Source organism: Pedobacter sp. AK013 (genome assembly GCF_014205835.1).
Lineage (GTDB): Bacteria > Bacteroidota > Bacteroidia > Sphingobacteriales > Sphingobacteriaceae > Pedobacter.
In genome coordinates this window covers 177866-203503 of sequence record NZ_JACHCQ010000002.1, presented here as the reverse complement: position 1 = coordinate 203503, position 25638 = coordinate 177866, and the positions used below count along the sequence as shown (strand labels likewise).

21 protein-coding genes are annotated in these 25638 nt (G+C 36.7%); 10 read left to right on the top strand and 11 right to left on the bottom strand.

Annotation, left to right across the window (positions count from 1 at the left end; translation table 11 throughout):
• Position 1: 1 nt before the first annotated feature.
• The 4 genes from HDC90_RS02170 to HDC90_RS02155 all read left to right on the top strand — a co-directional run bounded on the left by HDC90_RS02170 (position 2) and on the right by HDC90_RS02155 (position 3922).
• Positions 2–754, top strand: a complete 753-nt coding sequence (locus HDC90_RS02170; RefSeq protein ID WP_184463406.1) for a hypothetical protein — start codon at positions 2–4, stop codon at positions 752–754.
• A gap of 945 nt (positions 755–1699) precedes the next feature.
• Positions 1700–2314, top strand: coding sequence for a DUF2975 domain-containing protein (locus tag HDC90_RS02165; RefSeq protein WP_184463404.1), 615 nt, complete (start codon positions 1700–1702; stop codon positions 2312–2314).
• Positions 2314–2532 (top strand): helix-turn-helix transcriptional regulator, encoded by a 219-nt coding sequence (locus HDC90_RS02160; RefSeq protein WP_184463402.1) that lies wholly within the window; start codon positions 2314–2316, stop codon positions 2530–2532. The genes HDC90_RS02165 and HDC90_RS02160 overlap by 1 nt, the downstream gene beginning before the upstream one ends.
• A gap of 778 nt (positions 2533–3310) precedes the next feature.
• Positions 3311–3922, top strand: a complete 612-nt coding sequence (locus tag HDC90_RS02155; protein WP_184463400.1) for a hypothetical protein — start codon at positions 3311–3313, stop codon at positions 3920–3922.
• Here the strand turns inward: HDC90_RS02155 and HDC90_RS02150 are convergent.
• Positions 3914–4549 carry a response regulator transcription factor gene (locus tag HDC90_RS02150; RefSeq protein WP_184463398.1) on the bottom strand — a complete coding sequence of 212 codons (636 nt, stop codon included), beginning with the start codon at positions 4547–4549 and terminating at the stop codon, positions 3914–3916. The two genes, HDC90_RS02155 and HDC90_RS02150, sit on opposite strands and share 9 nt — an antisense overlap.
• Positions 4536–6581, bottom strand: a complete 2046-nt coding sequence (locus HDC90_RS02145) for a sensor histidine kinase (protein WP_184463396.1) — start codon at positions 6579–6581, stop codon at positions 4536–4538. The genes HDC90_RS02150 and HDC90_RS02145 overlap by 14 nt, the downstream gene beginning before the upstream one ends.
• Before the next feature lie 178 nt (positions 6582–6759).
• On the opposite strand from HDC90_RS02145, the gene HDC90_RS02140 reads away from it, so the two are divergent.
• Positions 6760–7170: a hypothetical protein gene (locus HDC90_RS02140; protein ID WP_184463394.1), complete on the top strand. Its 411-nt coding sequence runs from the start codon at positions 6760–6762 to the stop codon at positions 7168–7170.
• A 446-nt stretch (positions 7171–7616) separates the two neighbouring features.
• Here HDC90_RS02140 and HDC90_RS02135 read toward each other — a convergent pair whose 3' ends face one another.
• Complete coding sequence (locus HDC90_RS02135; protein WP_184463392.1) at positions 7617–9770, bottom strand: GH92 family glycosyl hydrolase; 2154 nt, start codon at positions 9768–9770, stop codon at positions 7617–7619.
• A gap of 145 nt (positions 9771–9915) precedes the next feature.
• Between HDC90_RS02135 and HDC90_RS02130 the strand changes: the two genes are divergently transcribed.
• The 3 genes from HDC90_RS02130 (at position 9916) to HDC90_RS02120 (ending at position 15374) form a co-directional block, all read left to right on the top strand.
• Complete coding sequence (locus tag HDC90_RS02130) at positions 9916–12273, top strand: glycoside hydrolase N-terminal domain-containing protein (RefSeq protein WP_184463390.1); 2358 nt, start codon at positions 9916–9918, stop codon at positions 12271–12273.
• A 199-nt stretch (positions 12274–12472) separates the two neighbouring features.
• On the top strand, positions 12473–14917 hold the full coding sequence (locus tag HDC90_RS02125) for an outer membrane beta-barrel family protein (protein WP_184463388.1): 2445 nt from the start codon (positions 12473–12475) through the stop codon (positions 14915–14917).
• Positions 14918–15020: 103 nt separating this feature from the next.
• Positions 15021–15374, top strand: a complete 354-nt coding sequence (locus HDC90_RS02120) for a nuclear transport factor 2 family protein (RefSeq protein ID WP_184463386.1) — start codon at positions 15021–15023, stop codon at positions 15372–15374.
• On the opposite strand, the gene HDC90_RS02115 is transcribed toward HDC90_RS02120, so the two are convergent.
• Positions 15369–15569 (bottom strand): hypothetical protein, encoded by a 201-nt coding sequence (locus HDC90_RS02115; RefSeq protein ID WP_184463384.1) that lies wholly within the window; start codon positions 15567–15569, stop codon positions 15369–15371. The genes HDC90_RS02120 and HDC90_RS02115 overlap by 6 nt on opposite strands.
• 137 nt (positions 15570–15706) lie before the next feature.
• Positions 15707–17131 carry a glycoside hydrolase family 125 protein gene (locus tag HDC90_RS02110; protein WP_184463382.1) on the bottom strand — a complete coding sequence of 475 codons (1425 nt, stop codon included), beginning with the start codon at positions 17129–17131 and terminating at the stop codon, positions 15707–15709.
• Positions 17132–17413: 282 nt separating this feature from the next.
• Here HDC90_RS02110 and HDC90_RS02105 point away from each other — a divergent pair, with 282 nt between their 5' ends.
• Complete coding sequence (locus HDC90_RS02105) at positions 17414–18598, top strand: DUF1624 domain-containing protein (protein WP_184463380.1); 1185 nt, start codon at positions 17414–17416, stop codon at positions 18596–18598.
• Here the strand turns inward: HDC90_RS02105 and HDC90_RS02100 are convergent.
• From HDC90_RS02100 to mutS, 4 genes are all read right to left on the bottom strand, one after another.
• On the bottom strand, positions 18549–19199 hold the full coding sequence (locus tag HDC90_RS02100; protein WP_184463378.1) for a thioredoxin family protein: 651 nt from the start codon (positions 19197–19199) through the stop codon (positions 18549–18551). The two genes, HDC90_RS02105 and HDC90_RS02100, sit on opposite strands and share 50 nt — an antisense overlap.
• Positions 19200–19205: 6 nt before the next feature.
• The gene (locus HDC90_RS02095; protein WP_184463376.1) at positions 19206–19673 is read right to left on the bottom strand and encodes a TlpA family protein disulfide reductase; all 468 of its coding nucleotides are present in this window, start codon (positions 19671–19673) and stop codon (positions 19206–19208) included.
• A 163-nt stretch (positions 19674–19836) separates the two neighbouring features.
• Positions 19837–20364, bottom strand: coding sequence for a C40 family peptidase (locus HDC90_RS02090; protein ID WP_184463374.1), 528 nt, complete (start codon positions 20362–20364; stop codon positions 19837–19839).
• 74 nt (positions 20365–20438) lie between these two features.
• Positions 20439–23051: a DNA mismatch repair protein MutS gene (mutS, locus tag HDC90_RS02085; protein WP_221451775.1), complete on the bottom strand. Its 2613-nt coding sequence runs from the start codon at positions 23049–23051 to the stop codon at positions 20439–20441.
• Between the two features lie 448 nt (positions 23052–23499).
• On the opposite strand from mutS, the gene HDC90_RS02080 reads away from it, so the two are divergent.
• Positions 23500–23814 carry an HPF/RaiA family ribosome-associated protein gene (locus HDC90_RS02080; protein WP_184463372.1) on the top strand — a complete coding sequence of 105 codons (315 nt, stop codon included), beginning with the start codon at positions 23500–23502 and terminating at the stop codon, positions 23812–23814.
• 338 nt (positions 23815–24152) lie between these two features.
• Here the strand turns inward: HDC90_RS02080 and HDC90_RS02075 are convergent, their stop codons facing one another.
• Complete coding sequence (locus HDC90_RS02075) at positions 24153–24893, bottom strand: menaquinone biosynthetic enzyme MqnA/MqnD family protein (RefSeq protein ID WP_184463370.1); 741 nt, start codon at positions 24891–24893, stop codon at positions 24153–24155.
• Positions 24894–24983: 90 nt separating this feature from the next.
• A complete protein-coding gene (locus HDC90_RS02070; protein WP_184463368.1) occupies positions 24984–25607 on the bottom strand; it encodes a histidine phosphatase family protein in 624 nt (207 codons plus the stop codon).
• Between the last annotated feature and the right edge of the window lie 31 nt (positions 25608–25638).

The following is a 25638-nucleotide window of genomic DNA, read 5'->3' as shown; positions in this document are numbered from 1 at the left end:
CATGAAAAAGAGTTTGGTGTTGGCTTTTCTTTTTTTATTGGTTTCCAATTTATATGTCTCTGCACAACAATTGGTAGAAGCTGAAATAATTGTGGTTAAACCAGGAAAGGAGAATGAAACATCCTCCTTTTTTTTTCACCATACGTTTTCTGGCAATTGGATAAAAGGAGTTATTACAGATTCTACATTTATTCCTGAAATTGAAATTAAAAAAGTTGTTCATAATGGATCTCAGGGAGGAAGTTCAGTAACATCCTATCCTAATTATGAATTGATTAATCTGGAACATCGAACCCAATGGAGTGTAAGTTCTCAAGAGAGTTATTCAATCGTCACCAGGCATACTGATACTACCGGACTGGCCGATTCTTCATCCTATTATCGCTTTGAATATGTAGATAAATACAAGGATATTTCTGGCTATCACTGTCAGAAAGTAATCGCAACACATAAGTCAACAAATCGCCAGGATTCTATGTACGTATGCAAATCGCTTAATAGTTTTAAGTTTAGGGCGAATTCTAAATTTAGAAAGACAGATTTTATTATGCAATTTTTTTATCCGTACGATAAAAAAGTTGAGGCTTACACCGTTGTTTCTGTAAAAAAAGAGGCGGTTCCACTTTCTTCATTTTCCTTTCCTGAAAATTGTTTGTTTTTCAATGGTCGTAAAGATTTGGAAAAATGGTATGAAGACCAAGCAAAACTTAGAACGGAAGCAAAAGAAATGTTGGATCTACCAGATATTAGATAGAAAAAGTAGTTACGGAAGATTTCATTGACCGCCCTTCTTCAAAGGTCACTAGAAGAAGAATGATTTCTAGATCTTTAATCTCAAAGTCAAATAAAATTGTCAGTAACCCTAGCCGTTATAAAAACTAAAGCCCCTGTAAATGCTTTACAGGGGTTTATGATAAAGATGTGGTTCCTTTAAACTATCTACTTTCCACAAACCGTAATTTAACTTATAAAGTGGGTAGTTAACAATGCTCACCATTAAATTTTCGCCGAATTAGGGGAAAAATCAGTTCAGTTTTTTTGTTAGAAACTTATTATTATATTTATAATATAGCATTTGCAGCTAAAAAGTATTATAAAAAAGGTGTGTTATTCGGGGAGTCGAATTTCAAAATCGTACAGATATTGTTTAATTGCACTAGGTGCAAATCTCAGCGGGATCACCAGAAACCTCACAGAGATGTGAGGTTTTTTTGTTTTATTTCTACTGGGATTCGAACCGAAGCACGGGCCCGGGTTCGATTCAGGAAGGCTCAGGCAATGTGTGCGGGCCTAAAGCGACTGAGCCAATCCCAGCGGGATCACCAGAAACAATATCAAAAAGAACTAAAGTCATGTAAATCAAAAGATTGCAAGGTTTTTTGATTTTATGGGATTTCGTTGTGTGCTTTTGAATCAGAATTACGTTCGTCATTCTCTCCAAAGCAATTTGCATGAGTTGCCACCCAAAGACCAACCTTTTTCGGTAAAGAACTTGGTTATCTCTTTAAGGCTATTTAAAAACATGCTCTTTATAAACTTTATTTTATGCAATAGACTAAGCTTGTTTGTTGGCTTAAGTATTGAATAATTCATTCTACTCCAATCCTGAGCCTTTACAAATTCGTATACTAAAATAATAATAAATATTTATTGATTATCAATAAATATTTATTATTATTGCCATATAAATTAAACAATCATGACAACATCAAAATCAATTCTTAAAAGAATATCACAGGCTGTAAACGTGATATGGTATTTAGAAATCATTGCTGGTACAATATTTATAGCCGCTTTTTTAGCATCAGCAAATATTAGAAAGCAATTTATACTAATGCTGCCGGTAGATTTTGCGCAGCTTAACTTAAGGAAGATAGAGTCGCTCAACAGCAATTTTGAGAATGCGAAACTAGACGGTTATTCAGGAACATTGGTTTTTCACATTGAATCAAACTGGAAAAACATCGCTAGCATGACTGGTGTATACATTTTACTTATGGGGATTTTCATTTTTATAACTTATCATATAAGGCAAATCTTTAAGAACTTCGAGAATAACCAACATTTTATCAATAATAATATCATTCATCTTAGATTAATTGCTGGAATTATTACTATAATGCCCATCGTGCAGATTGTATTAATGCTGGTAGCAAACCATGTAATTGAGGATAACTTAAAACTTGGACCTTTCCTTAATTTATCAACATCTTTTAATTATGGTATTTTCATTGCAGGAATTATGTTGTTTTCAGTGATAGAAATATTCAAGCTTGGAATTGAATTGGAAGAAGAACAAAAATTAACTGTATAATGGGTATTGTTGTAAATCTCGATGTTATGATGGCAAAGAGAAAGATGTCCCTTAATATGCTTTCTGAACTTACGAATATTACGTTGTCGAACCTATCTATCTTGAAGCAAGGTAAAATCAAAGCTGTACGACTAAGTACTCTCGAGGTGGTGTGTAAAGCATTGAATTGTCAACCAGGGGATATTTTAGAGTATAGAAATGACATCGAGCACAATTAATTTTTTCTGTATTTACAATGGTGAAAATAGATTGGGGCGACGAAGATGGATTTCCATAGGCTACAAATGAGCCATGCGATTTTTTTAAGGAAATAATACTCATTGAATGAAAAAAACAGATTCATCAAAATATTCACCACTCAAGCAACTCAATTCCTGACCAAGTATGCAGTCAGATGCACCTTAAACTATAGTGGTTGGAGTTTTCACTATACAGATTTAAAATAATGCTTAGGCTCTTTATCCAAGCTGCTCCGACACAACTATACACCAACCATACCAGAAGATAACTTTCTCTTACCTTTTTATTTAGCTATTGTTAACCTCCAGATTTAAAGCGAGGCAAATCTTTGATTAACCTGATCTGCAACGATACCCTAACTCCATCAATGCAAGGGTAAAGCATGTATATAGCAAGCCTTAAGCAGAGCTGGCCAGAAGGTGGCTTAAACGTGGAGTAAAGGTGGCGTAAAGGTGGATTTTGGATTATTTATTTTGGAACTTTTAATCAGATGGACTGATTTGGGGCATCGTCCTTTTTTTGATTATCCCAATATACTAAAATGAAAGTAAAACAATGAAAAAAAGCTTCAGAAATCGGCAAGGATATCAGAAATGCCGATTATGTAGTAGTCATTACATCTGTTTAAATTCATAACTAACATTTATTTGATCGATAGGTAATAACCTGTTTACCCAATTTTAAGATATAATAATTTTATTTAGCTTATCTTTAACAGACTTATCTAAAATAAATTTAACTTATAGGTAGTCATTTATGCATATTTATCGCTTCCGTTTTAATAACAGCAAAAAAAACTCAATACTTCTGTTTTGGTTTTTTACAGCGTTATTAACCATTCCGTTAACAGGCACAACGATCGTTTTACTACCAGATTTGCACCCGCTGTTCCCAGCCTGGCTATTGCTGATCTTATTACCATTAACGTTAATCGCAATTTACAACCTGGTTAAATTGGCCTCCAGAAGACAGTCGGCAGAAATTATTTCATTAAGTAACGAGGGCTTTTCCAGTTCTTGTTTCGGTTCTGTATTGTTTTCGGAAATCAACTGCATTCGGGTTCCCGTAAGAGAAATAAGGCTATTGGGAGGGCTTCCGCTCGACTATTACAATAAAACAGATGTAAATATCCCCTACCTGGAATTTTCGATCACCACTTATAATGGAAAAAAATTAAAATGGGTATTGAATGAATGGGGCGGGCTTTATAACGCAGAAGAAGAGTTTTTAATTTTCTTCAACTTTCTTACAGCGCTAACCGATAAGCTGTATCAGCTTTATTATGCTAACAAATCATTTAACTGCTATCTAAAAATTCTTGATGAAAACGGTTCCTGGGAAAAGTCGCGGTTGGATATGTTAAAGTAAGCCCTCCTGAGTAGCTATCCGCATTAAGTCTGCAACATTTTTGGCTTTCATTTTTTGTAATAGATTTTTCCTATGGTTTTCCACTGTAAACTTGCTCAGAAACAATAGTTCTGCTATACCATTTGTGTTTAAGCCAGTAGCAATCAGTTTTAGAATTTCCTTCTCGCGTACAGTTAAATTAGCAATACTTTGATTACCATCTGAAAGCGGCCGGGAAATAATTTCACTTATTGCCTTGCTAAAGGCAATGTGTCCGTTTAATGCCATGTTAATACAGTTTACAATTTCGTCAATAGGTGCATCTTTAAGGATATATCCATTGGCGCCATTGGCTAACATTTTCATTATTGCACTTCTTTCCTGATGGTTACTAAATGCCAAAACCACAGTATCAGGGGCGATGGTTTTTATTTCCTTGCATATATCTATCCCGCTAATATCAGGGAGTATAATATCCAATAGAACAATTTTTACAGGCCTTAGCTTTAAAGCGGAAATAAACTCCTGTCCACTCGTAAAACCACCAATAATTTCGAAGGTGGATGTTTTATGCAGCAATTTAATCAGGCCTTCTATTATGATTGGATGATCGTCTACTATGGCTACGGTGGTTTTATGCTGTAACATACAATTCTATATTAATGGAGGTACCAGGTTTATTTTCTTGCGACAAAATTTCAATTTTTCCTTTTAAATATTCTACACGGCTTTTTATATTCCGAACGCCTATCCCTTTAACGATATCGATATGGCTCGTATCAAAACCTTTCCCATCATCTTCAACGGTTATAAAAAATATGTTTTTGTTTTGAGAACATTGTAGCAACAGGTTTTTAGCCTCGGAGTGTTTTGCAGCATTGGCCATTGCTTCCTGCACAATCCGATAAATATTGATTTGTTCACTTGATTTCAAATGATTACCTATACCGAGGCACTGAAATTCTACCTTTAATTTATCAGAAGCTATTGATTCGCATAAATCTCTTAACGATGCTTCTAACCCCAGTCTGATCAACATTTCGGGCATCATATTATGTGCTACACGCCTAAGCTCCTTCATCGTGTTTTCAAGGTGGAGAGTAACATTTTGAAGGTCTGCATCGTTGTTTTTACTTTCATTAATATAATGTGTCAGGTTCATTTTCGAAACCGCAAGCATACCTCCAACCCCATCATGCAAATCTCTGGCTACCCTATTTTGCTCATCCTCCTTGGCATTCAACATTACTTCTACCAATTGAATATGCTGCTGGCTATAAATATCTTTTAAATCCTGTTGATGGTTTAAATCTTTCTGTATAGCCAGTTTTTTACTATTGCGAAAAAAGAACCAACTTACTGTAGCCAGAATTAACAAAAACAAACTGATTAAAGCCAAGAGCCAGTTTGCTAACCTACTGTTTCTTGTGATGAGCTTTGCCTTTTCATTTTCAGCGTTGAGGTTCATGATGGTCTTTTCATTTTCAGCTGTCTTGAATTTTATTTCCAAAGCATTGATCTTTCGCAAAACCTCTTGTTTATTTAAGCTATCATTTAAAACACTATACTTTTTAAGCCAAACATAAGCGGCATTACGGTTCCCCATTTTATCATATACTTCTGAGAGATCATAAAAACAAGCTACCATATTTGTTGGCGATTTCGAACTGTTTTTTCGAACTAACTCCTCGATCAGCGCTACAGCCTGGTGATAATGACCTTGCGAGATAAGTGTTTTGTATTTTTGTATATTCAGGACTTCTATTTGGTATTCGTCGTTTATTTTAGCTGCAATTTTAAGCCCGGCGTTTACGCTCTGGAGTGATTTATCATAGGCTTTAGTTTCTCTATAAAATATGCATTCTGCCAGGTAATATTCAGTGTGACTTAAGCTGTCATTACATTTTGCCATTAAATTTTTGGCTTTTTCTAAAGTTCTTTTGGCTTCAGCAATTTTGTTGTTATATAGATAGTTTTCTGTTGCTCCGATGTAAGCATCATATAAATGAACAACATCCCAAAGCTCAATTTTTTTGACAGTAGCAATAGCCAATAGAAAATATTTTTCGGCTTTATCATACTGTTTTTGATTCATAAATACAGTTGCCAGATCTTCGTAGTATTTAGCCAAAAATTCATTTACCCCTGCTTTTTTTATTAAGGGGATGCATTTATTTAACAGGATTTCTGCCATAAGAAGTTCATCGCCTTTTTGTTGCTGTAAATTAGCGTAATTCCCCCAGCCTTTTGCTCTTAAAAAATATGCTTCATCAGTATTAAATTTCGATAACCGTTTATCAGCTTCAATATAATTAAGTTCACTTTTTGTGGCATCCACAGGATAATAATAAGCACCTAGATAATGGTAATAAACGGCTTTTACATAGGGGTATTTAGCGCCACACTTAAAGCCTGCAATTAAATATTTTTTAGCTACTGTACGATTTTGGTCGCGCCAATAGAAACCTAGTTTAAAGAAAACACGGGCTCTCAAACTATCAGATTTGGTCTGTTTTGCAAGATTCACTAAACTATCGGAGAAGCGTTTGCTGCTTGGGGGTAACTGCTTTTTTAATACCTGGGTAATACTGTCAGCATAATTTAGCTTATTTGCCGGGCTTTGTGCATACACCTTTAAAAAGAAGAACAAAAAGCAAAGGATGCATATATTTATTTTCATACTGAATGACCAACCGGATTGCCGCAATGTTTAAGATAAAATCTTAAATATAAAAATAAATATAAAAAATGGCTGAAAACAGCTAGTTAGAAATTGACTTTTTCCAGTCATTGCTGCTACCCTTTTGCCCCAGTAGCTTTGAGTAATTAATATTTCACCTATAAAAATTATTTACTCCATGAAAAAAATGTTTAAAACCCAGTTAACAAGCGTATTTACATTCTTATTCGTTGTTGCTTTATTGGCTTCCTGCAAAAAAAAGGATGATACGCCCTCTGATGGCAAGTTCCCCCTAACAAATTTCAATGCTAAAATTACCAAACAGGAAAACGTTCCTTCGCAATCTGCAGTCTTAATTGACTTTGACATAAAGAACACTTCGGGTACTGATTATGTTGTTCAAAAATACGCCCTTAATCCTGTTAAACTCAAATTGACAGTTATAGCTAACGATGGATCTGCTTATAATCTAAATAGTTATGTAGCCGATGTTCAGGCTGGTAATACATTCTCAGCAAAGTTAGCAGTCGATTACTCTGTAGGCAAAACAATAGATTTAACTAAAAGTAAAATCGAATTGCTTTATTAATTCATACGCCGATTATAAATACAATCGCAACATTTAAGGTGTTTTAATAAAATAGCTACTTAAAATGTTTAAATACTTGAAGTCCAACCAATGTATAAACATTTCTAGAATTGGCCGATTAGCTAATGGCGAAATAGTAAGTATGAAAACAAGTAAGTACCTGCTTAAAGTTTAATAAAAAATAATCAGTGTGTGAAGCTGAGCCTGTCGAAGACGCCTATAAAGCACTTCAACAGGCTCGGTATGATAGAAAAGGTATTATTGAGTAAAATTTAAATAGGCGCTTATTAAACGATAAAAATTGCCTTTGTAAAGTTAATTGCCGCTCAATCACCTATGTTGAAACCTGAATATTCATTAAGATATATTCAGGTTTTTTAATGAATAAGAGATAACCAAGCTCACTATTTTATCATTGCAGGATCAATATTTGGTCATTGTTAATCCTATTTAGTGCCAATTTCTACCTTGCCCCCATTTTTAAACAGATCGTGGGAGATGAAATATCCGTTATTTGCTTTCCCATTAACTTTAATATTGGTGATAGCCCTTCCCTTCCCAGGTCTAGTTATCGTTAATACTTTTCCGGTACTTGTTTTCCACTTCACTTCATCAAACAGCGGTGCTGTGACAATATAAGATGGATCAGTTGCAGAGAACGGATATAGCCCTAAAGAACTGAACACATACCAGGCAGACATCTCGCCGGCATCATCCATTCCCGAAAGTGCCAAGCCATCGTGTCCTATTCCGTATAATTCGTTTAAAATCTTATCGATTATTTTTTGCGATTTTTCTGGTTTCCCGATAAAAGTATAAGCAAAAGGAGCTTCGTGATCTGGTTGGTTACCTTGGCAGTATTGACCAATCATGGTTTCTACATTCCTGGCAATATATTTCGGATTCCAGGGTAAAGTAAACAAAGAATCTAGCTTGGATTCGAACCCTTTTGCGCCACCGTATAGTTCGATTAAACCTTTCATATCATGAGGAGCATAAAACGATACCTGCCACGCATTGGCTTCTCTGTACATGTATTCGTAGTAAGGATATTGCGGATTAAAAGGTTTAATCCATTCGCCATTTTCTAACCTGCCCCTCATAAACCGAGTGCCCAGATCAAACATGTTTTTATAATTTTTTGATCTCGCCATCAAGATGTGATAATTACTGCTATCGCCTAGTTTTTTAGCAATTTGGGCCAGCGAATAATCATCATAGGCATACTCCAGCGTTTTAGAAACACCTGCCTTGGCTTTGGTTTCTACATGTGGATTTTTAACATCGGGATCTGAAATATATCCCTTTTCGATATATTCTTTTACAAATGGACGGGCGCCACCATCCACATTGGCATTACGTAACAGAATCTGGTAAGTACCTTTGATATCGAAATCATCTATTCCCCTCAAATAAGCCCCTGCAATTGAAGATGCGCCATGGTCGCCATGAAAAAACGTGGGAATAAAACCCGTTTTATCGCCAACATCTTTCATTGATTTAATTACATCTAAGGTTACTTTAGGCGTAATCAGCCCTAATAGTACGTCTTTATTGCGATAGGTGTCCCAGAGTGAGGGTTCAGTATAATAATTGAAATTTCCTTTTACCACATTGTGCTTTGCATCTTTAAATTCGCCATTGACATCACTCCTTAGCGCTGGCCACAAAAAAGATCTATACAAGCAAGAATACAGCATCTGTTTTTGTTTCTCAGTTCCCCCCTTAACCTGAATGTTTGACAAAAGCGCTTCCCATTTTTCAGTAGCCTCATGCCGGATCTGCGTAAAAGTTTTATTGCCGATCTCTTTTGCCAGATTTTCTTTAGCATTGGCTACACTTACAAAAGATAAACCGATTTTAAGTTCTACAGGTCCATTACTTCCATCGGCGAGGTGAACAATGGCATAACCAGAGCGTTTACCTACATCAATCTGATCAAGTTTTTCGATCTTGCCATTTACTGTTGCATAGAAGTAAATATTCTCTCCTCCTTGAAAACCTTGTATGGCCGAAGTGCCAACTTGTTCGATATTCCAGGTGTTAACACCACTATTGGCTTTTCCCATGCTAAATAGGATTTGCCTGTCGGTACTGTTTTTGTATGTATATTCGTGAAAACCACATCTTAAGGTCGAAGTAAGCCTAACATTTACCTGATAATCGTCCAGATAAACCTGATAAAATCCAGGTGCTGCACTTTCATTCTTATGCGAAAACTTTGATCCAAATTTACCATTTGGGTTTGATAACGGTAAAATAGGTATATTACACAGGTTCCAATGCCCTTTATTGGTGTGCGCAAAACCATAAATGGTATCGTCTTCGTATTCGTAGCCGGCACCAGATCCAAATTCAGTAATCGGACTTAATTGTACCATAGCGTTAGGTAATGAGCTGCCCGGAAAAGTTAGGCCTGCCCAAGATCGCCAACCCTGTGGTAATTCGTATCCTAAAATTTTAGGATCAGTTAAAGGAGCAGTACCGATAAAGGTATTTACGTATTTGGTAAAAGATGTTTTGGATTGACTTTGAGCAGTATATAGCCCCATAAGGTTCAAAAACAAGATTAAGGTTAGAAATTTGGTTAGCGATTTCATTTTACATAAAACGTTTTAGTATGTTGTATCAAATATAGAAAATCTATTAAAATCCAATCCAAAATATCATAATAGTTACCAACTAAAATTCGCTGTTGCAAATTATCTGATGCTTAAATAATTGAATAGTATACCAATAATCGATATGTATTTATCTACTTGGCTGGCAGCACAATCGTTTGATTATCTATATATTTGGCTACACACTAATCAAATGACCAACATGCTTCCAAATTACAGGCAAAATATTGTTTGCACCGTATTATCGTGTTTACTCTTCCTCAGCTCAGCAAACTACCTTTTGGCTCAAAATAAAGAAAATCATGCTTTCACCATGTGGGATAATAAACCTGCAACAAAATGGATGACAGAGGCATATCCTATTGGTAATGGCCGCATTGGCGGGATGATTTTTGGCGGTGTTGATCAGGAACACATTCAGTTTAACGATAATACTTTGTGGACGGGCGATGAAAATGACCGTGGCATGTATCAAGCTTTTGGCGATCTCTTTATCGATTTCAATAATAAAGATCAAGCATTTACTAACTACAGCCGCAAGCTGGATATTACCAATGCAGTACATACCATTAATTACACACAAAACGGCACGCAGTTTAAACGTGAGTATTTTTGTAGCTTTCCGGATAAAGTGATGGTGCTGCGTTTTACCGCTAACCAGAAAAAAGCTTATTCAGCCAGCATTAGTTTAAAAGATGCACATCAGGGTACAATAACAGTGAGCGGAAATACTATTCAGCTTACTGGTAAACTACCAAACGGCATGACATATCAGGCAACCGCTATACTTAAAGTAGAAAATGGGAAGCTCGAGGCAATCAAAAATGGTGACAAGGAAAAATTAAAAATAACAAATGCAGATGCGTTTACCCTTATTTTTACTGCAGCTACCAATTACGTTAATAAACGTGAGCAAAACTGGAAAGGCGAAGAACCTGCGCCTAAAATTGAACGCGTTTTAAATGCAATTAAAGCCAAAAGTTACAATAAACTGTTAAATGCACACATTAGCGATTATAGCCAGCTGTTTAGCCGCTTAAGCTTAAACCTGGGCCCCAGCAATGCGAACAATCAGAATCTACCTACCCATCAAAGGCTGATCAATTATAAAAAACTGGCCGATCCGGCACTTGAAGCTTTAATTTTTCAATATGGCCGGTACCTGTTAATCAGCTCATCGAGGGCAGGTGGTTTGCCTGCCAATTTGCAAGGTCTTTGGAATGAAAGCAATACCCCGCCCTGGAGCAGCGATTACCACTCTAACATCAATATCCAGATGAATTATTGGCTGGCTGAGCCGACCAATCTTTCAGAATGTCAGATCCCTTACCTGGATTACATTAATAGCATGAGAGAGGTTAGTGCAATAGCCACCCGTAAGCAGTATCCCAATACAAGAGGCTGGACGGTAAAAACAGAAAACAATATTTTTGGTGGCATGAGTTTTTTATGGAATACGCCTGGAAGTGCCTGGTATGCACAAGCGCTTTGGGAGCATTATGCCTTTACAAAAGACAAAAATTATCTGAAGAATTTTGCTTACCCGATTATCAAAGAAATCTGTGAATTTTGGGATGATCATTTAAAAAGAAGGCCAGACGGGACATTGGTATCGCCCTTGGGCTGGTCGCCAGAACACGGACCAACCGAAGATGGGGTATCACACGATCAACAAATTGTGTTTGATCTGTTTACCAACTATATTGAAGCTGCTGAAGTTTTAGGGATTGATGCTGATTATAAAAAACATATTGCAGATCTTAAAGCGCACTTATTAAAACCTAAAATCGGAAAATGGGGCCAGCTGCAGGAATGGGAAACCGATCGCGATGATCCCACCGACCAACACAGGCATATTTCACATCTTTTTGGTTTGCATCCCGGAAGAGAGATCAGTACCATTAAAACACCAGAACTTGCCAAAGCCGCAAGAGTAACTTTAACTGCCCGTGGCGATGAATCAACAGGGTGGTCTATGGCTTGGAAAATTAATTTTTGGGCGAGGTTGCAGGATGGCAATCATGCTTATAAAATATTACAGAATTTTATCACTCCTGTTGGTGGCTCAGGTACCGATTATAACAAAGGAGGTGGAATTTATACCAATTTATTCTGCGCACACCCACCCTTTCAAATTGACGGTAATTTTGGTTATACCGCAGGTGTGTCAGAAATGCTTTTACAAAGCCAGGCTGGTGAGTTGCAATTTTTACCAGCCCTGCCCAACCAATGGTCAACCGGAAGTATCCAGGGTTTAAGGGCCAGGGGTAATTTCGAAATTACCGATCTGCAGTGGAAAGATGGTAAAATTCTAAAGCTCTCTATTAAATCATTATCTGGCGAAAACTGCATTATAAGAAGTCCAAATGCACTAAAAGCAAACTTAAATGGAGTTACAAATGACAAAGCGGAAAATGATTTTAAATACAGTTTTAAGACAGAAATAGGGAAAATATATCATTTTGAAGGATTGAATAAATAAGCAAAAATGCAGTGAAACAGTTTTTTAACTATTTAACTCCAAGCTAAAAATAGCTGTTTATAGTCATTGCTAATATTAACGACCTGGTTTAAATTTGACTGTCTTTGAATTGATCTAAAAATATTTCATTTTCAAATTAGATGCAACCATTTTATTTATAAGGCGTCTATTTAAAAAACCAATAAAATTCAAGTAATAAATGAAATCTGGAATTAACTGTTATGTCTTTTTTGTCAATCAATATACGAAACTATTCGTACTTTTTGTGATGCCATTTGTATTACCTTTTTTAAGTGTAAAGGCACAAGTGAAGGTGAAATTTAGTGGTGTGGTAAAAGATATGACTACTCAGAAGCCCATCCCCTATGCTACCGTTAATTTGATTAAAAATGATGTAGCTAAATCTATCGTATTTAATTCTTATTCAGATGATAACGGGCGGTTTACCATCAATGCAGACACAGGTATCTATATACTTTCGATTACTTTTTTTGGTTATACTTCACTAACGAACAACTTTAAATTTTATCATGGTATGCCTGCAGATATAAAGTTATTTCTGATGAAACCTTCCATTAACCAGCTTGAACAAATCAATATTACAGGTCAAAAAGCTTTAATTACTCAAGATAAAGATAAACTTGTTTATAATGTAGATCAAGATCCATCTGCTAAAAGTGAAAACTTAACTGATATTTTCAGAAAGATACCAATGTTGAGCATAGATGGCGAAGGGAATATACAATTGAATGGCCAGTCTAATTATAAAGTATTACTCAACGGACGTGAAACAGCCATGTTTGCACTTAATGTTAAAGATGCACTTAGAGGCTTTCCTGGAGCTGTAGTTTCCAAAATTGAGGTCATTACCGCGCCCTCAGCCAAATATGATGCTGAAGGTATAGGAGGTTTGATCAATATTATTACCAAAAAAGCTGTTTTAGGTTACAATGGCTATTTAAGTGCTTATTATTCAAATATCAACTACCAAAGCAGTAGCAATTTCAGTATCCAATCTGGTAAATTTGCCATGACAGGAACCTATTTCTTAAGTGGAAATTACAATAATAAGTCGCAGATAACAAGCGAAACCACACCGTTACAATCAACTGCTTACCAGAAAAGATTTTTAGAGGGAGCGCGCATTACCAACCGTTTTTCAAATAACGGCCTTTTTGAAACAAGTTACAGCATAGATAGTTTACAAACTATAGTGGCCTATGCAAACATTGGTGGAGGAAACAATAAAAGTAGACTCGACCAAAATATTACCACTACCTTTGCAGGTACAGCAATACAGTATGACTTATTTGACCAAAATATCAGGAATAACTTTCCTTCTTTTGGTATTGGAAGCGATTTTATTAAAAAATTTAAAAGCAGTCCGGATAAAGAGCTGAGTTTTAGGTTTAATGGTCAGTTCAGTAAAAATGACGGCTTAAACAATAGTTTGATGAATACAGCTAGGTCAGACCTGTTCAGGCAGAATGAAAGCAATTCAAAAAATAGCGAATACACTATCCAAACCGATTTCATCCAACCATTTACCAAATCAATAAAACTGGAAACCGGAGTGAAGTTTGTTTTTAGAAATGCAAAAGCCAACTATTTAAGTTTAAGCAAAACAGATGAAAATCTACCGTTCGAACCTGACTACTTTAACTCTGATAACTTTGCTTATAAACAACAAGTTTACAGCAGCTATGGCTCTTTGTCATTTACACTCAAAAAGTTAAACTTCCGTACAGGCATACGTTTAGAAAATACTAGCGTAAATGGCAATTTTTTTAGTTCAGATACCGAGGTAAGGCAAAATTACACGGCCTTGATCCCTGATTTCTCTGCAAATACCAAATTAGGCAAAAATTATACGGTTGTATTAAGCTATACGAAACGTTTGCAGCGTCCTTATATCAATACCTTAAATCCTTTTGTAAACAATAATGATCCCTTGAATATTTCTTATGGCAACCCCGATTTAAGTGCACAGACTATTCATACGCTATCATTCCAAAACCGCTTACTTAAAGGGGGTAATTTTATCACATTCGGCTTAAGTGCATCTTATTCGGGAAATATGATTATACAATATACTACTTTCAACGAGCTTAACGGAGTAAGTACAACACAATATGGCAACGTTGGAAAAAATAGAGAAGCAAGTGCCATACTCACGCTATCTACCTCTTTAAGAAAAATTAGTGGTGGTATAAACTCAACACTCCGTTATAATAAAATTGAAAACACCATTATTTCAACCCAACAGGAACAGGGTTTTAGCTGGCAAGTTGCCATGTATTTCAATTACAAAGTGATAAAATCGTTTTCTATCAGTGGTAATGGTGGTATTGATAAACCAGCCTATAGCCTGATCAATACCTTTAATACTTTTCCTTTTTATCAGATCAACTTCGGCTATAAATTCTTCAACGAAAAACTAAGTGCAACAATCAATTTTAATAAGTTTTTTAACAAGTGGAGGACAAACAGGTCGTTTACTGAGGATGCCAATTTTAAGATTCAATCAACAACCACCTCACCATTTAGAGTAACTTATGTTGGCTTCACTTATAATTTCGGGAAGTTAAAAGAAAACCTGTCGAAAAAAAGAGGCGTAAACAACGACGATTTAATCAATAATTAATAGAACAAGCAGCAATAAAGATAAGCTTAGATATTAAAAAATCTATCACCCAATTGCAAAACATTTCCTGTTATTTTTTGTTTAAAAGTGCATAGATTTAAGTATGGACACATCCAATAAATTACTCACCGAGCACAATACCAGCGTTATTGTACTAGATTTTATCAATGCCTTAAATACCGAAAACTTTGATCTGGCCAGACAGCAACTTCAAGACGACATGACGTTTAAAGGTGTTATGGGCGAAAGAAAAGGAGCCGATGTTTATATCGAAGACATGAAGAAAATGAAATTCAAATACAAGGTTAAAAAAGTATTTTTAGATCATGAAGATGTTTGCTTATGGTACGACATTGATATGGGGCAGAAAACCATATTTGCCTGTGGCTGGTACCATTTAGAAGATGAGAAGATTAAATCGTTCCAGGTGATATTTGATCCCCGACCAATTTTATAGTAAACAAACCTGTTTGAGTTTCTTTACGATAATGTAACTGGTTTCCAACTGAAAAAGAAACATCAAAAATTCATCCGTTTCACTGATCTCGATATCTTTTATTGTACCGAATCGATCATGCTCGTTTGTAATCTCATCCCCTACTTTCAGTTCTAAAAGTGTAGAAGTAGGCAAGTTATCACTTATTGTTATCATTTGTAAAAGGTAAATGAAGGCTGAAATATGTTTTACGACTGTAGGAGAAACCTTAATCTAAAATAAAACCGTATTGATTGGGGATTGAACTGAATATTAAAATCAGGAACCAACACCATTCAATACGGTCAAATATATTAAACTTTTAATAATGCTGGTTTTTCGTGGTAAGTCCGCCAAAGCAACTCGCCAAACAAAGTGTTAGACCAGGCAAACCAGGCCCTCGTAAAGTTTGCAGGATTATCTTTATTAAAAGACTCGTGCATAAAACCTTTGCCTGCATGTGTTTTGCGTAACATTTCGATACAGGATTTAATTTCTGCATCATCTTTTGAAGTTAGTGCACGCATAGTAATACTCATTGGCCAGATCATATCCTGACCAGCGTGCGGTCCTCCAATACCTTCAGCAGCTGTACCTTTAAAGAAATATGGGTTATCTTTAGAAAGCGCAAATTTCCTGGTATTCTGATAAATCGGATCTTCAATTTTCATTGCACCCAAATAAGGTAAGCCCAGTAAACTCGGCACATTAGAATCATCCATCAGATACGAGCTTCCAAAACCATCAACCTCAAAGGCGTAAATTTTACCATATTTCGGATGATTAACGATCGCATGTTTTTGTAATGCAGTACTCACTTCATCAGCGAGGTTTAATAAAGCACTTTCCAAAGCCTGATCGTGCTGTAAAGCTTTAATCATTTCTGCTGCCTGCTTTAAGCTCGATACAGCAAAAAAGTTTGAGGGAACCAGAAATGGAAAAATGGTGGCATCATCACTCGGACGAAATGCAGAGCAGATAAGGCCAACGGGGTTTACAGGAAAACCGTAACCGGCCATTGGCAATGAATCGGTTGGCTGGGTAGTTTCGCGCTGAAAATGGTATGGCCCTTTATCCGTTTTGCGCTGTTGCTCTTTAAAGGTTTTTAAAGTAGCTTCGATTCCTTTTTTCCAATTGCTGTCAAAAGGTGTTTTATCTCCGGTTTTTTTCCAGTAATGGTAAGCCAGACGGATTGGGTAACATAAGGAATCTATTTCCCATTTACGCTCGTGCACACCAGGCTGCATATTCGTTTTATCGGTTTTCCATTCACCTACCTTATCTGCATCGCCGTAAAAAGCATTTGCATAAGGATCTTTTAAAACACACTTAGTTTGATGGATAATAACGCCGGCAATTAATTTTTTAAGTGGTTCATCTTCGTTTACAAATTGAAGGTATGGCCAAACCTGCGCCGAACTATCACGTAACCACATGGCGTCAATATCTCCAGTAATTACATACGTATCTGGTCTGCCATCTTTTTCCGAATGATAAACCGTAGTATCTAAAGTATTTGGGAAACAGTTTTCGAACAGCCAGGCTAATTCGGGATTTTTAACGTTTGCCTGGAACGTTTTAATTGCAGCATCTACAGCTTTACTTTGAAAGTGTCGTTTTGCTGCAGCTACACGCACCACAGGGAATTCTGACGCCAGATTAGCAGCAAAAGAAAATTTTGATGCGACAACTCCTGCCCCCAACAAGCCTGTGTTTTGTATAAATGTTCTTCTTTTCATTATGATGTGTTATGATATTTTGGTTTAATTTATACTAAGCGAAATCTATCGATTACGATAAATAGTAGTGGTAGATATTATTCGGTTAGTGCTTAACAAATATTATGATAATTTTTCGAACATCAAAATCATTATAGCTAATTAAACTATTCCTAAATCGATTTTCCTCTACATCATATTGAAATAGATCCAGATAACATTTTTGATGAATCTAAAGGTAATAAAGTATACCAGTAAAAATAATTTTTGAATGGGTATATTTAAATTTCCAAACCTAAGCTTATGGATGCTGATAACGCTACCTTATCTAAACGGATTTTATCTATTGATATACTCCGCGGATTAGTGATGATCATTATGGCGCTCGATCATACGAGAGATTTTTTCCATATTGGGGCCATGACCGGAGATCCGTTAAATCCGGACACCACTACAGGAATATTATTTTTTACCCGTTGGATTACGCATTTCTGTGCACCAATTTTTGTTTTCCTATCAGGATTATCAGCCTATTTATCAGCACAGCACAAAACAGCGGCCCAGGCGAGCTTATTTTTATTAAAGCGCGGGTTGTGGTTAATCCTGATTGAAGTTGTGGTAATCACATTCGGATTAACCTTTAATCCATTCTATAATTTTATTATTCTTCAGGTGATCTGGGCTATTGGCACCAGTATGATATTTTTGGCATTGACCAGCCGCTTTTCGCATAAAACCGTGCTTATAATCGGCCTGATATTGGTTTTTGGGCATAATCTTTTCAACTTATTCCCTGCTCCAACAGGCGCCGAAGGTTTGATGTTAAAAATATTTTTCACGGCATCCGGAACTGTTGTACCCCTTTCGGCCAATCACCTCATTGGCGTATTTTATGCCATCCTCCCGTGGACGGGCGTAATGTTTGTGGGTTATGGAATTGGCGTATGGTACAAAAAAGGTTATGCTGCCGACCGCCGGCAGCGTAATTTACTAATTGTAGGCTTGCTCACTATATTTGTGTTTTTCTCCTTAAGGCTGATTAATATATATGGCGATCCAGTTCCGAGAAAAGAATACCACGATTTCTTTAAGAATCTACTTTCCTTTTTTAATGTAAACAAATATCCGCCGTCTTTACAATATACCGCAATGACTTTAGGTCCGGCGCTGCTATTCTTAGCTTTCGCCGAAAACCTGAATAACCGGTTTACCAGGATAACTTCGGTGTATGGCGCTGTACCTTTCTTTTATTATGTAATACACTTTTACCTGTTGCATACCCTCCTGGTATTGGCATTTTTTGCTACAGGTTATAGCAGCAAAGAAATTGTGCAGGTACCATTTTTATTTAGACCAGCCGCCTTTGGCTTTAGTTTACCAATAGTGTATTTAATATGGTTTTGTGTTGTAGCCTCTTTGTATCTTCCGTGCAGCTGGTTTAAGCAATATAAGCAAACTCATCGGCAATGGTGGCTAAGTTATATTTAGCTTTTTTCCATTTTATACTACAGCCAACGGCTTTAGTTGATGCAATTGCAGGCTTTTTGCCTGTTGATAATTCATTGATTGCATTTTTAACATATTCTACTTTTGTAGTGTTTGCCTCTTCGGGATCGTTATCTATCGCACCAATGTACTCAACCACATTTCCTTTATCGGTTTTGTTCAGTACAAATACGTGTGGTGTTTTGGTCGCACCAAATTGTTTGGTTACGATATGATCGGGATCTAATAGATAAGGAAAATTGAATTTCTTTTCTGAAGCAAGTGCCTGCATTTTTTGAAAACTTTCGTCAGGGACGGCTTCTGCGTCGTTTGGATTAATCGCGATTACCGGATAACCTTTTGCAGCGTAAGCGGCGTTTAAAGCCGAAATACGCGCCTGATAAGCTTTTGCCACAGGGCAAGTATTACAGGTAAAAACTACAATATATCCCTTTGCATCCTTATAATCGGCCAGCGCAACCATTTTGTTGTTTACGTTTTTAAGTGAGAAATCTTTTACTACATCGCCCACTTTATAACCTTCAGTCTGTGCAAATGCGACCCCTGAGATCAGCATAAAAGCCATTAAAATCAATCTTTTCATTACGATCTATTTTAAGTTTAACAAAGTGTTTTTCAGTTCAGTTTCCGTAAATTCTTTTTCATAAAAACGTCGGGCTTTCTTGTTTACAAATAATGTAGCAGGAATAGCGCCCGACCATTTTTTATCTATCCGTTCAATGTACTGTTGCTGATCGGGTTCGTTTAAAAGAAATACCTCAGCGTTAACTTTATTTTGTTGTACAAATGGAATTACTTCCTTTTGCAATTTTGATTTAAAATCCAGGCTCACCAAAAGCACCTTAACCGGTTTTTTTAAATTGGCTAAACGTAATTTCTCGAAATTCGGCAACTCGGCCACACAAGGCGAACACCAGGTTGCCCAGAAATTGATTACATAAGTTGTATCTTTTCCATTCGCAATGCGTTTATCCAACTCATCCAATTTGAGCAACCTTACCTGCGCCGTAGCGCAATAAGCAATTAAAGATAAGCAGATTATGGAAAATATACGCATAAATGAATAACAAAAAATGATAAAGTTTGTTTTAAAACGCTCGTCATTCCCGCGCAGGCGGGAATCGTAATGCAAGAAGCTTTAAGATTCCCAATCAAGTTGGGAATGACGAACCGCCTATAATATTCTCTTAGAAATTGACCGTCCGAAATAACGATTGGATTTAATTCACCGAGCCCGATTTAACCAATACACGCTGATAGGCAGGCAAAGTTAAATCATCAACAATTACGCCTCTGGTAGTGCTTGCATGCACGAAAAAACCATTGTTGAGGTATACACCTACATGATCTACATCATTGCCGCCAAAAGAGAAAAACACTAAATCTCCTTCTTTCAAGTTATCGATATTTTTACGTTTCACCACATTGGCCTGCTCGCGTGAAATACGCGGAAGTGTAACCCCATAAATTTCTTTCTCCAGTAAAAAAGCAAAACCAGAACAATCAATGCCGCTTTTATCTAAACCTCCAAAACGATATTTTACACCTGTCCAGTCGGTAATGAAACGATAGAGCGATTTGTTTCGTAAATTTGCCATTGCATCTGCTGCTTTAGAAGCTTTCGTATCATTTTTAACCGTATACTTTCGCGTACCGCATGACGAAAGGAAGAATATGATTGCAATTAAAAAGAATATATTCTTTTTGAGGTGAAAGGTATAGGGTGTAAGATTTATAGTAAGCTGCATAAATGTAATATTAATGTATTAGAGATTAATGGTATTTTGCCCTTAAACCTTCCGCCCTAAACTTCTAATCTTTCCTAATTCTTAATCAATCTTTGTATTTCATCTAGTTTTAACAAGGCTTCTACGGGCGTTAATGCATTTACATCTAAATTATTCAGTGTATCGCGGATTTTCACCAGAACAGGATCATCAATAGCGAACATCTGTAACTGATAAGCCTGATTCTGTACTTTTTTAATGCTATCTTTTATGCTTTGGCCTTCTGTACGGTCTATTTCCAGTTTTTTCAATATCTCGTTAGCACGGCCAATTAATTTTGTGGGCATCCCGGCCATTTTCGCCACGTGTATCCCAAAACTATGTTCACTACCACCAGGTACAAGTTTGCGTAAAAAGATTACCTTATTGGTCATTTCTTTTACCGAAACATTAAAGTTTTTAATGCGCGGCATGGTATTGGCCAGCTCGTTTAACTCATGGTAGTGTGTAGCGAATAAGGTTTTTGGTCTAGCTGTTGGGTGCTGATGTAAAAATTCGGCAATTGCCCAGGCGATTGAAATACCGTCGTAGGTACTCGTTCCGCGGCCAATCTCATCGAGTAAGATCAAACTATCGTCCGAAATATTGTTCAGGATGCTTGCGGTTTCATTCATTTCGACCATAAATGTACTTTCGCCCGAAGAAATATTGTCAGATGCCCCTACGCGGGTAAAAATCTTATCTACAATACCCACCTCTGCATCTTTTGCCGGAACAAAAGACCCCATTTGAGCCATTAATACAATAAGCGCGGTTTGCCTTAAAATGGCCGACTTACCCGCCATGTTGGGGCCGGTAATCATAATAATCTGCTGGCTTTCTGTATCCAGGTATACATCATTGGTAATGTATTCTGTGCCAACAGGCAACTGCTTTTCAATTACCGGGTGACGGCCACCTTTAATATCAAGCACCTTATTTTCGGTAACTTTAGGTTTGTTGTAATGGTTTTTAGCGGCTAACTGTGAGAAACACAATAAACAATCGAGCTGTGCAATTAAAAACGAATCGAGCTGGATTGGTTTAATATAACTGGCTGTTTCGTACATCAGTTCGTTATACAAACGGATTTCAATAGCCTGTATTTTCTCTTCCGCACCTAAAATCTGGTCTTCATATTCTTTAAGTTCAGGTGTAATGTAGCGTTCGGCATTTACCAGCGTTTGTTTACGTATCCATCCTTCTGGTACTTTATCTTTATGGGTATGGGTAACCTCTAAATAATAACCAAAAACATTGTTGAAAGCAATTTTTAACGATGGAATTCCCGTTGCTTCAGCTTCGCGTTTCTGTATCTGCACCAGGTAGTCCTTACCACCAAAAGCAATTTTACGTAAACGGTCTAAATCTTCGTCAATTCCGTCAGCAATTACATTTCCTTTAACCAATAAAGCTGGAGGATCGGCCTGTAGTTCCCTTTCAATTCTTTCGCGGATAGCTAAACACGGATTTAACTGATCGGCTATTTTAATCAGGAATGGGTTTTTAGAATCGGCAGCCAGCTTTTTAACAGCTTCAATATGGTAAAGTGCCCGTTTAAGTGCTACCAATTCTCTTGGACCAACACGTTGCAAGCCTACTTTAGAAATTAAACGTTCTAAATCACCAATCTGTTTAATGTTACTTAGAAATTCGCCCTGTAGTTCCTCATGTTTTACAAAATACTCCACCATTCCAAGTCGCTCCTCGATTGGCTTCAATTCTTTTAATGGCATAATGATCCACTTCTGCAACAAACGTGCACCCATTGGGGTACAGGTATGATCGAGGATATCGAACAAGGTTACCGCATTGTCGTTTGGCGAATTCACTAATTCGAGGTTGCGAATGGTGAAACGGTCTAGCCACATATAGCGGTCTTCCTCAATACGGCTAATCGAAGTGATGTGTTGTAGATTCCGGTGCTCGGTTTCGCCCAGATAATGTAAAATAACACCAGCAGCAACAATTCCGCTCTGCAAACGCTCTATACCAAAACCTTTTAACGAAGAAACCTCAAAGTGTTTCATCAGGGTTTCGTTCCCAAAATCCGTTGTAAAAGGCCATTCATCTAAACCAAAAGTGTAAAAACGATCACCAAAGTTTTCGGTAAATGCCTGCCTTTTAGATTTCTGAAAAATAACCTCTGTTGGCTTAAAGCCTTGTAAAAGTTTGTCAATATAATCGCTATTGCCCTGAGCAATTAGAAATTCACCCGTCGATATATCTAAAAATGAAACGCCCAGTTGTGTTTTATCAAAGAAAACACAGGCAAGGAAATTGTTCGATTTTTGGTTTATAATATTATCACCGTAAGCTACACCGGGCGTAACTAACTCTGTTACACCTCGCTTAACAATGGTTTTGGTTGTTTTAGGGTCTTCCAGCTGATCGCAAATGGCTACGCGTTGCCCTGCCCTCACCAGTTTAGACAAATAATTATCTAACGAGTGATGCGGAAAACCAGCCAGTTCTAAAGCACCGCCATTAGGGCCAGTTCCTCTTCTGGTTAGTACTATGCCTAAAATCTGTGCCGTTTTAATGGCATCTTCGCCAAAGGTTTCATAAAAATCGCCAACTCTAAATAGTAAAAGTGCGCCCGGATACTTCGCTTTAATCGCGTTGTATTGCTGCATTAACGGGGTTTCTTTATTTGTGTCTTTAGCCAAAACTGAAATTAATTTACAAAAGCCATAAAGATAACACGAATAAACATTTTACAACTGTTTTGTTGAAAAGTTGAAAGATTGTTAGTTTGTTTAATGGGTTCATCGCAGGGATATCACAGTTAACCAATTTATATGGTTTAAATAATTGACCTAAAAATTAAGAATCAATGATCAATAAACAATAATCGCTTTACAAGCAGTTAACCATGATTTGGAAATGAAGGGTGCTGCGCATTTAGGGTTATCAAGTCCTGTTATCCGATTTACTTCGTTACACTCGTGTTCGCTCCTACCAGGTTTAGGTACAAGGGTCTGTTTTAACCCAATTGCATAATAGATCTGGGTACCTATACAGTTAACCCATTAATACGATTAACCAGTTAACCTTTAGAAACAATTCACCTTCTTATATGTTAATATTAATATAATTTAACCTAATTTTTTAATTATGACGATCCAATTGAATACCGACAAAAATTTAACGATACACCAGGAATACGACGAAAAAATCCAAACTCAATTAAATGAAGGTTTAAGCAGATACAGCGATTTAGTTACGCGCTTAGAAGTTCATCTTTCTGATGAAAATGGCAGTAAAGATGGTTTAGATGATAAAAGATGTTTATTGGAGGCCAGAATTACGGGAAAGGACCCTATAGCCGTTACCAATCTGGGTAATACCTACGATTTGGCCATTACCGGTGCACTTACCAAATTAAAAAGTACACTCGAAAAAGTGGCAGGAAAGATGAAAGCGTATTAAGATATAGATTCAGTAAATTTGAATCTCTTGAAGAATAAATCATTTAATAAAAAAGATGTGGATTGGAGAACGTCGGTACCAAATCAATGGGAAATAACTATGCTATACAATAGATATCCAGATGGTTGTGCAAAGGGTTGTCACTATGTACATCCTGCAGACGACTGTGCTTGTGATGATTGCAAAAAAAGACATGCTTATAAGACCTACAAAAGTAAAATATTAATATCTTTTTTATAGACTCAATTAAATACGCAAAAGAATTAAATGGCAATTAAGATGCTGAAACAAGTTCAGCATGACGATACAAAAAGCAATCTTAAATAGATTGCTTTTTGTTATAAACTAACTTTTTCCAGTTCTTCTATATATCCCAAAAACAGCTTTAAAGCTTTCTTTCTGTCATCGGTAACATCAAATTGAAGTTTGTGGTAGAGGTAATCTTCCAAGTCGAAATTCGGTACCTCAGGTAATCCCTGTAAAACTTCTTTTCTATGTGCTAAACCAAATTTTAAAGCGGCATTAAATTCATCTTTAAATTCTTGTGAGATTTCTTTGTTGGCCACCCAGGCAGCATACATAAAGGGTAATCCGGTAAAGTTTTTCCACTCTTGTCCCATATCGTAAGCGTAAGCAAAGTCTTCTTTTTTACCAAAGGTTCTATCGCCGATTAAAACAAAAGCATCAGTTTTTGCATTTGGATCAGTAGTAAACTCCACTTCCTTCTTCCAATGGAACTTAAGCAATACTTTGGCTAAGTTATTTGATGTGCGGGAATGAGCATCCAATCTTACGGTTTTAATCTCCGCCGCAGGAACATCGCTAAAAATAAACACGGAATTTACCCCTCCATCACTTCCAATACAATAATCGGCCACAATATTCGCATTGGGAACCAAGGGAATAGCTGCTACTGGCATTAAACCAATATCAGCCTGACCATTAATTACTTTGGCCGCACAATCTGAAGGAATATCTAAACTTAGGTCAATTTTATTTATTATGTCCGAATGTTCTAATCCGTATATAAAAGCTTTGGTATTGGTATAGGCAACAGCCGATATTTTTATCTTATTCAAGGTGTTATGTTATTTTTATTATTATCGTCATGCTGAATTTATTTCAGCATCTATCTTGAAACAAGTTCAGGATGACGAGTTATATTGGGATCATCCAATTACTATTCCGTCTAAATGAACAGCACTATTAAATTCGAGAACAGTAAATTTCCCGTCATCGAAACCCATTTTATAAAGCACAGTATTTTGGTGTGGAAACTCAGTCATTCCGCTAAGGGGTTTGCCTAACAATAAACACAAGAAAACGCGCATCGCCCTTCCATGCATGCAAAGCAAAACGGTTTTTTCTTCAGGTCGGGTCATTAAAACTTCCATGGGTTGTTTTAAACGTTCGTAAACATCCTGAACACTTTCGCCACCCTCAAAATGAGCGGTATAATCTCCATTCTCCCAGCTCTGTAACATCTCGCGGAAAGCATCGCGGGCATCTTCTGTATTTGGTTTTCCTTCCCAAACACCCCAGGCCAACTCATCTAATCCAGACAGCCTTTCCCAGGATAATCCTGAATCAATAAACTTCTGGACAGTTTGCCAGGTACGTTTTAAATCAGAAGTGTAAATTTTATCGAAGGGAATATCCTTGTATTTTTGATAAAAAGCCTCTGCCTGTGCCCTGCCTAAATCATTTAAGTCAGAATTTATACCTCTGCCCTGTACTATGCCTTGTCTGTTAAGTTCCGTTTCGCCGTGGCGTATGATGTATATTTCTTTCATCTATCAAATTATTGAATGCGTAAGTTTTGAA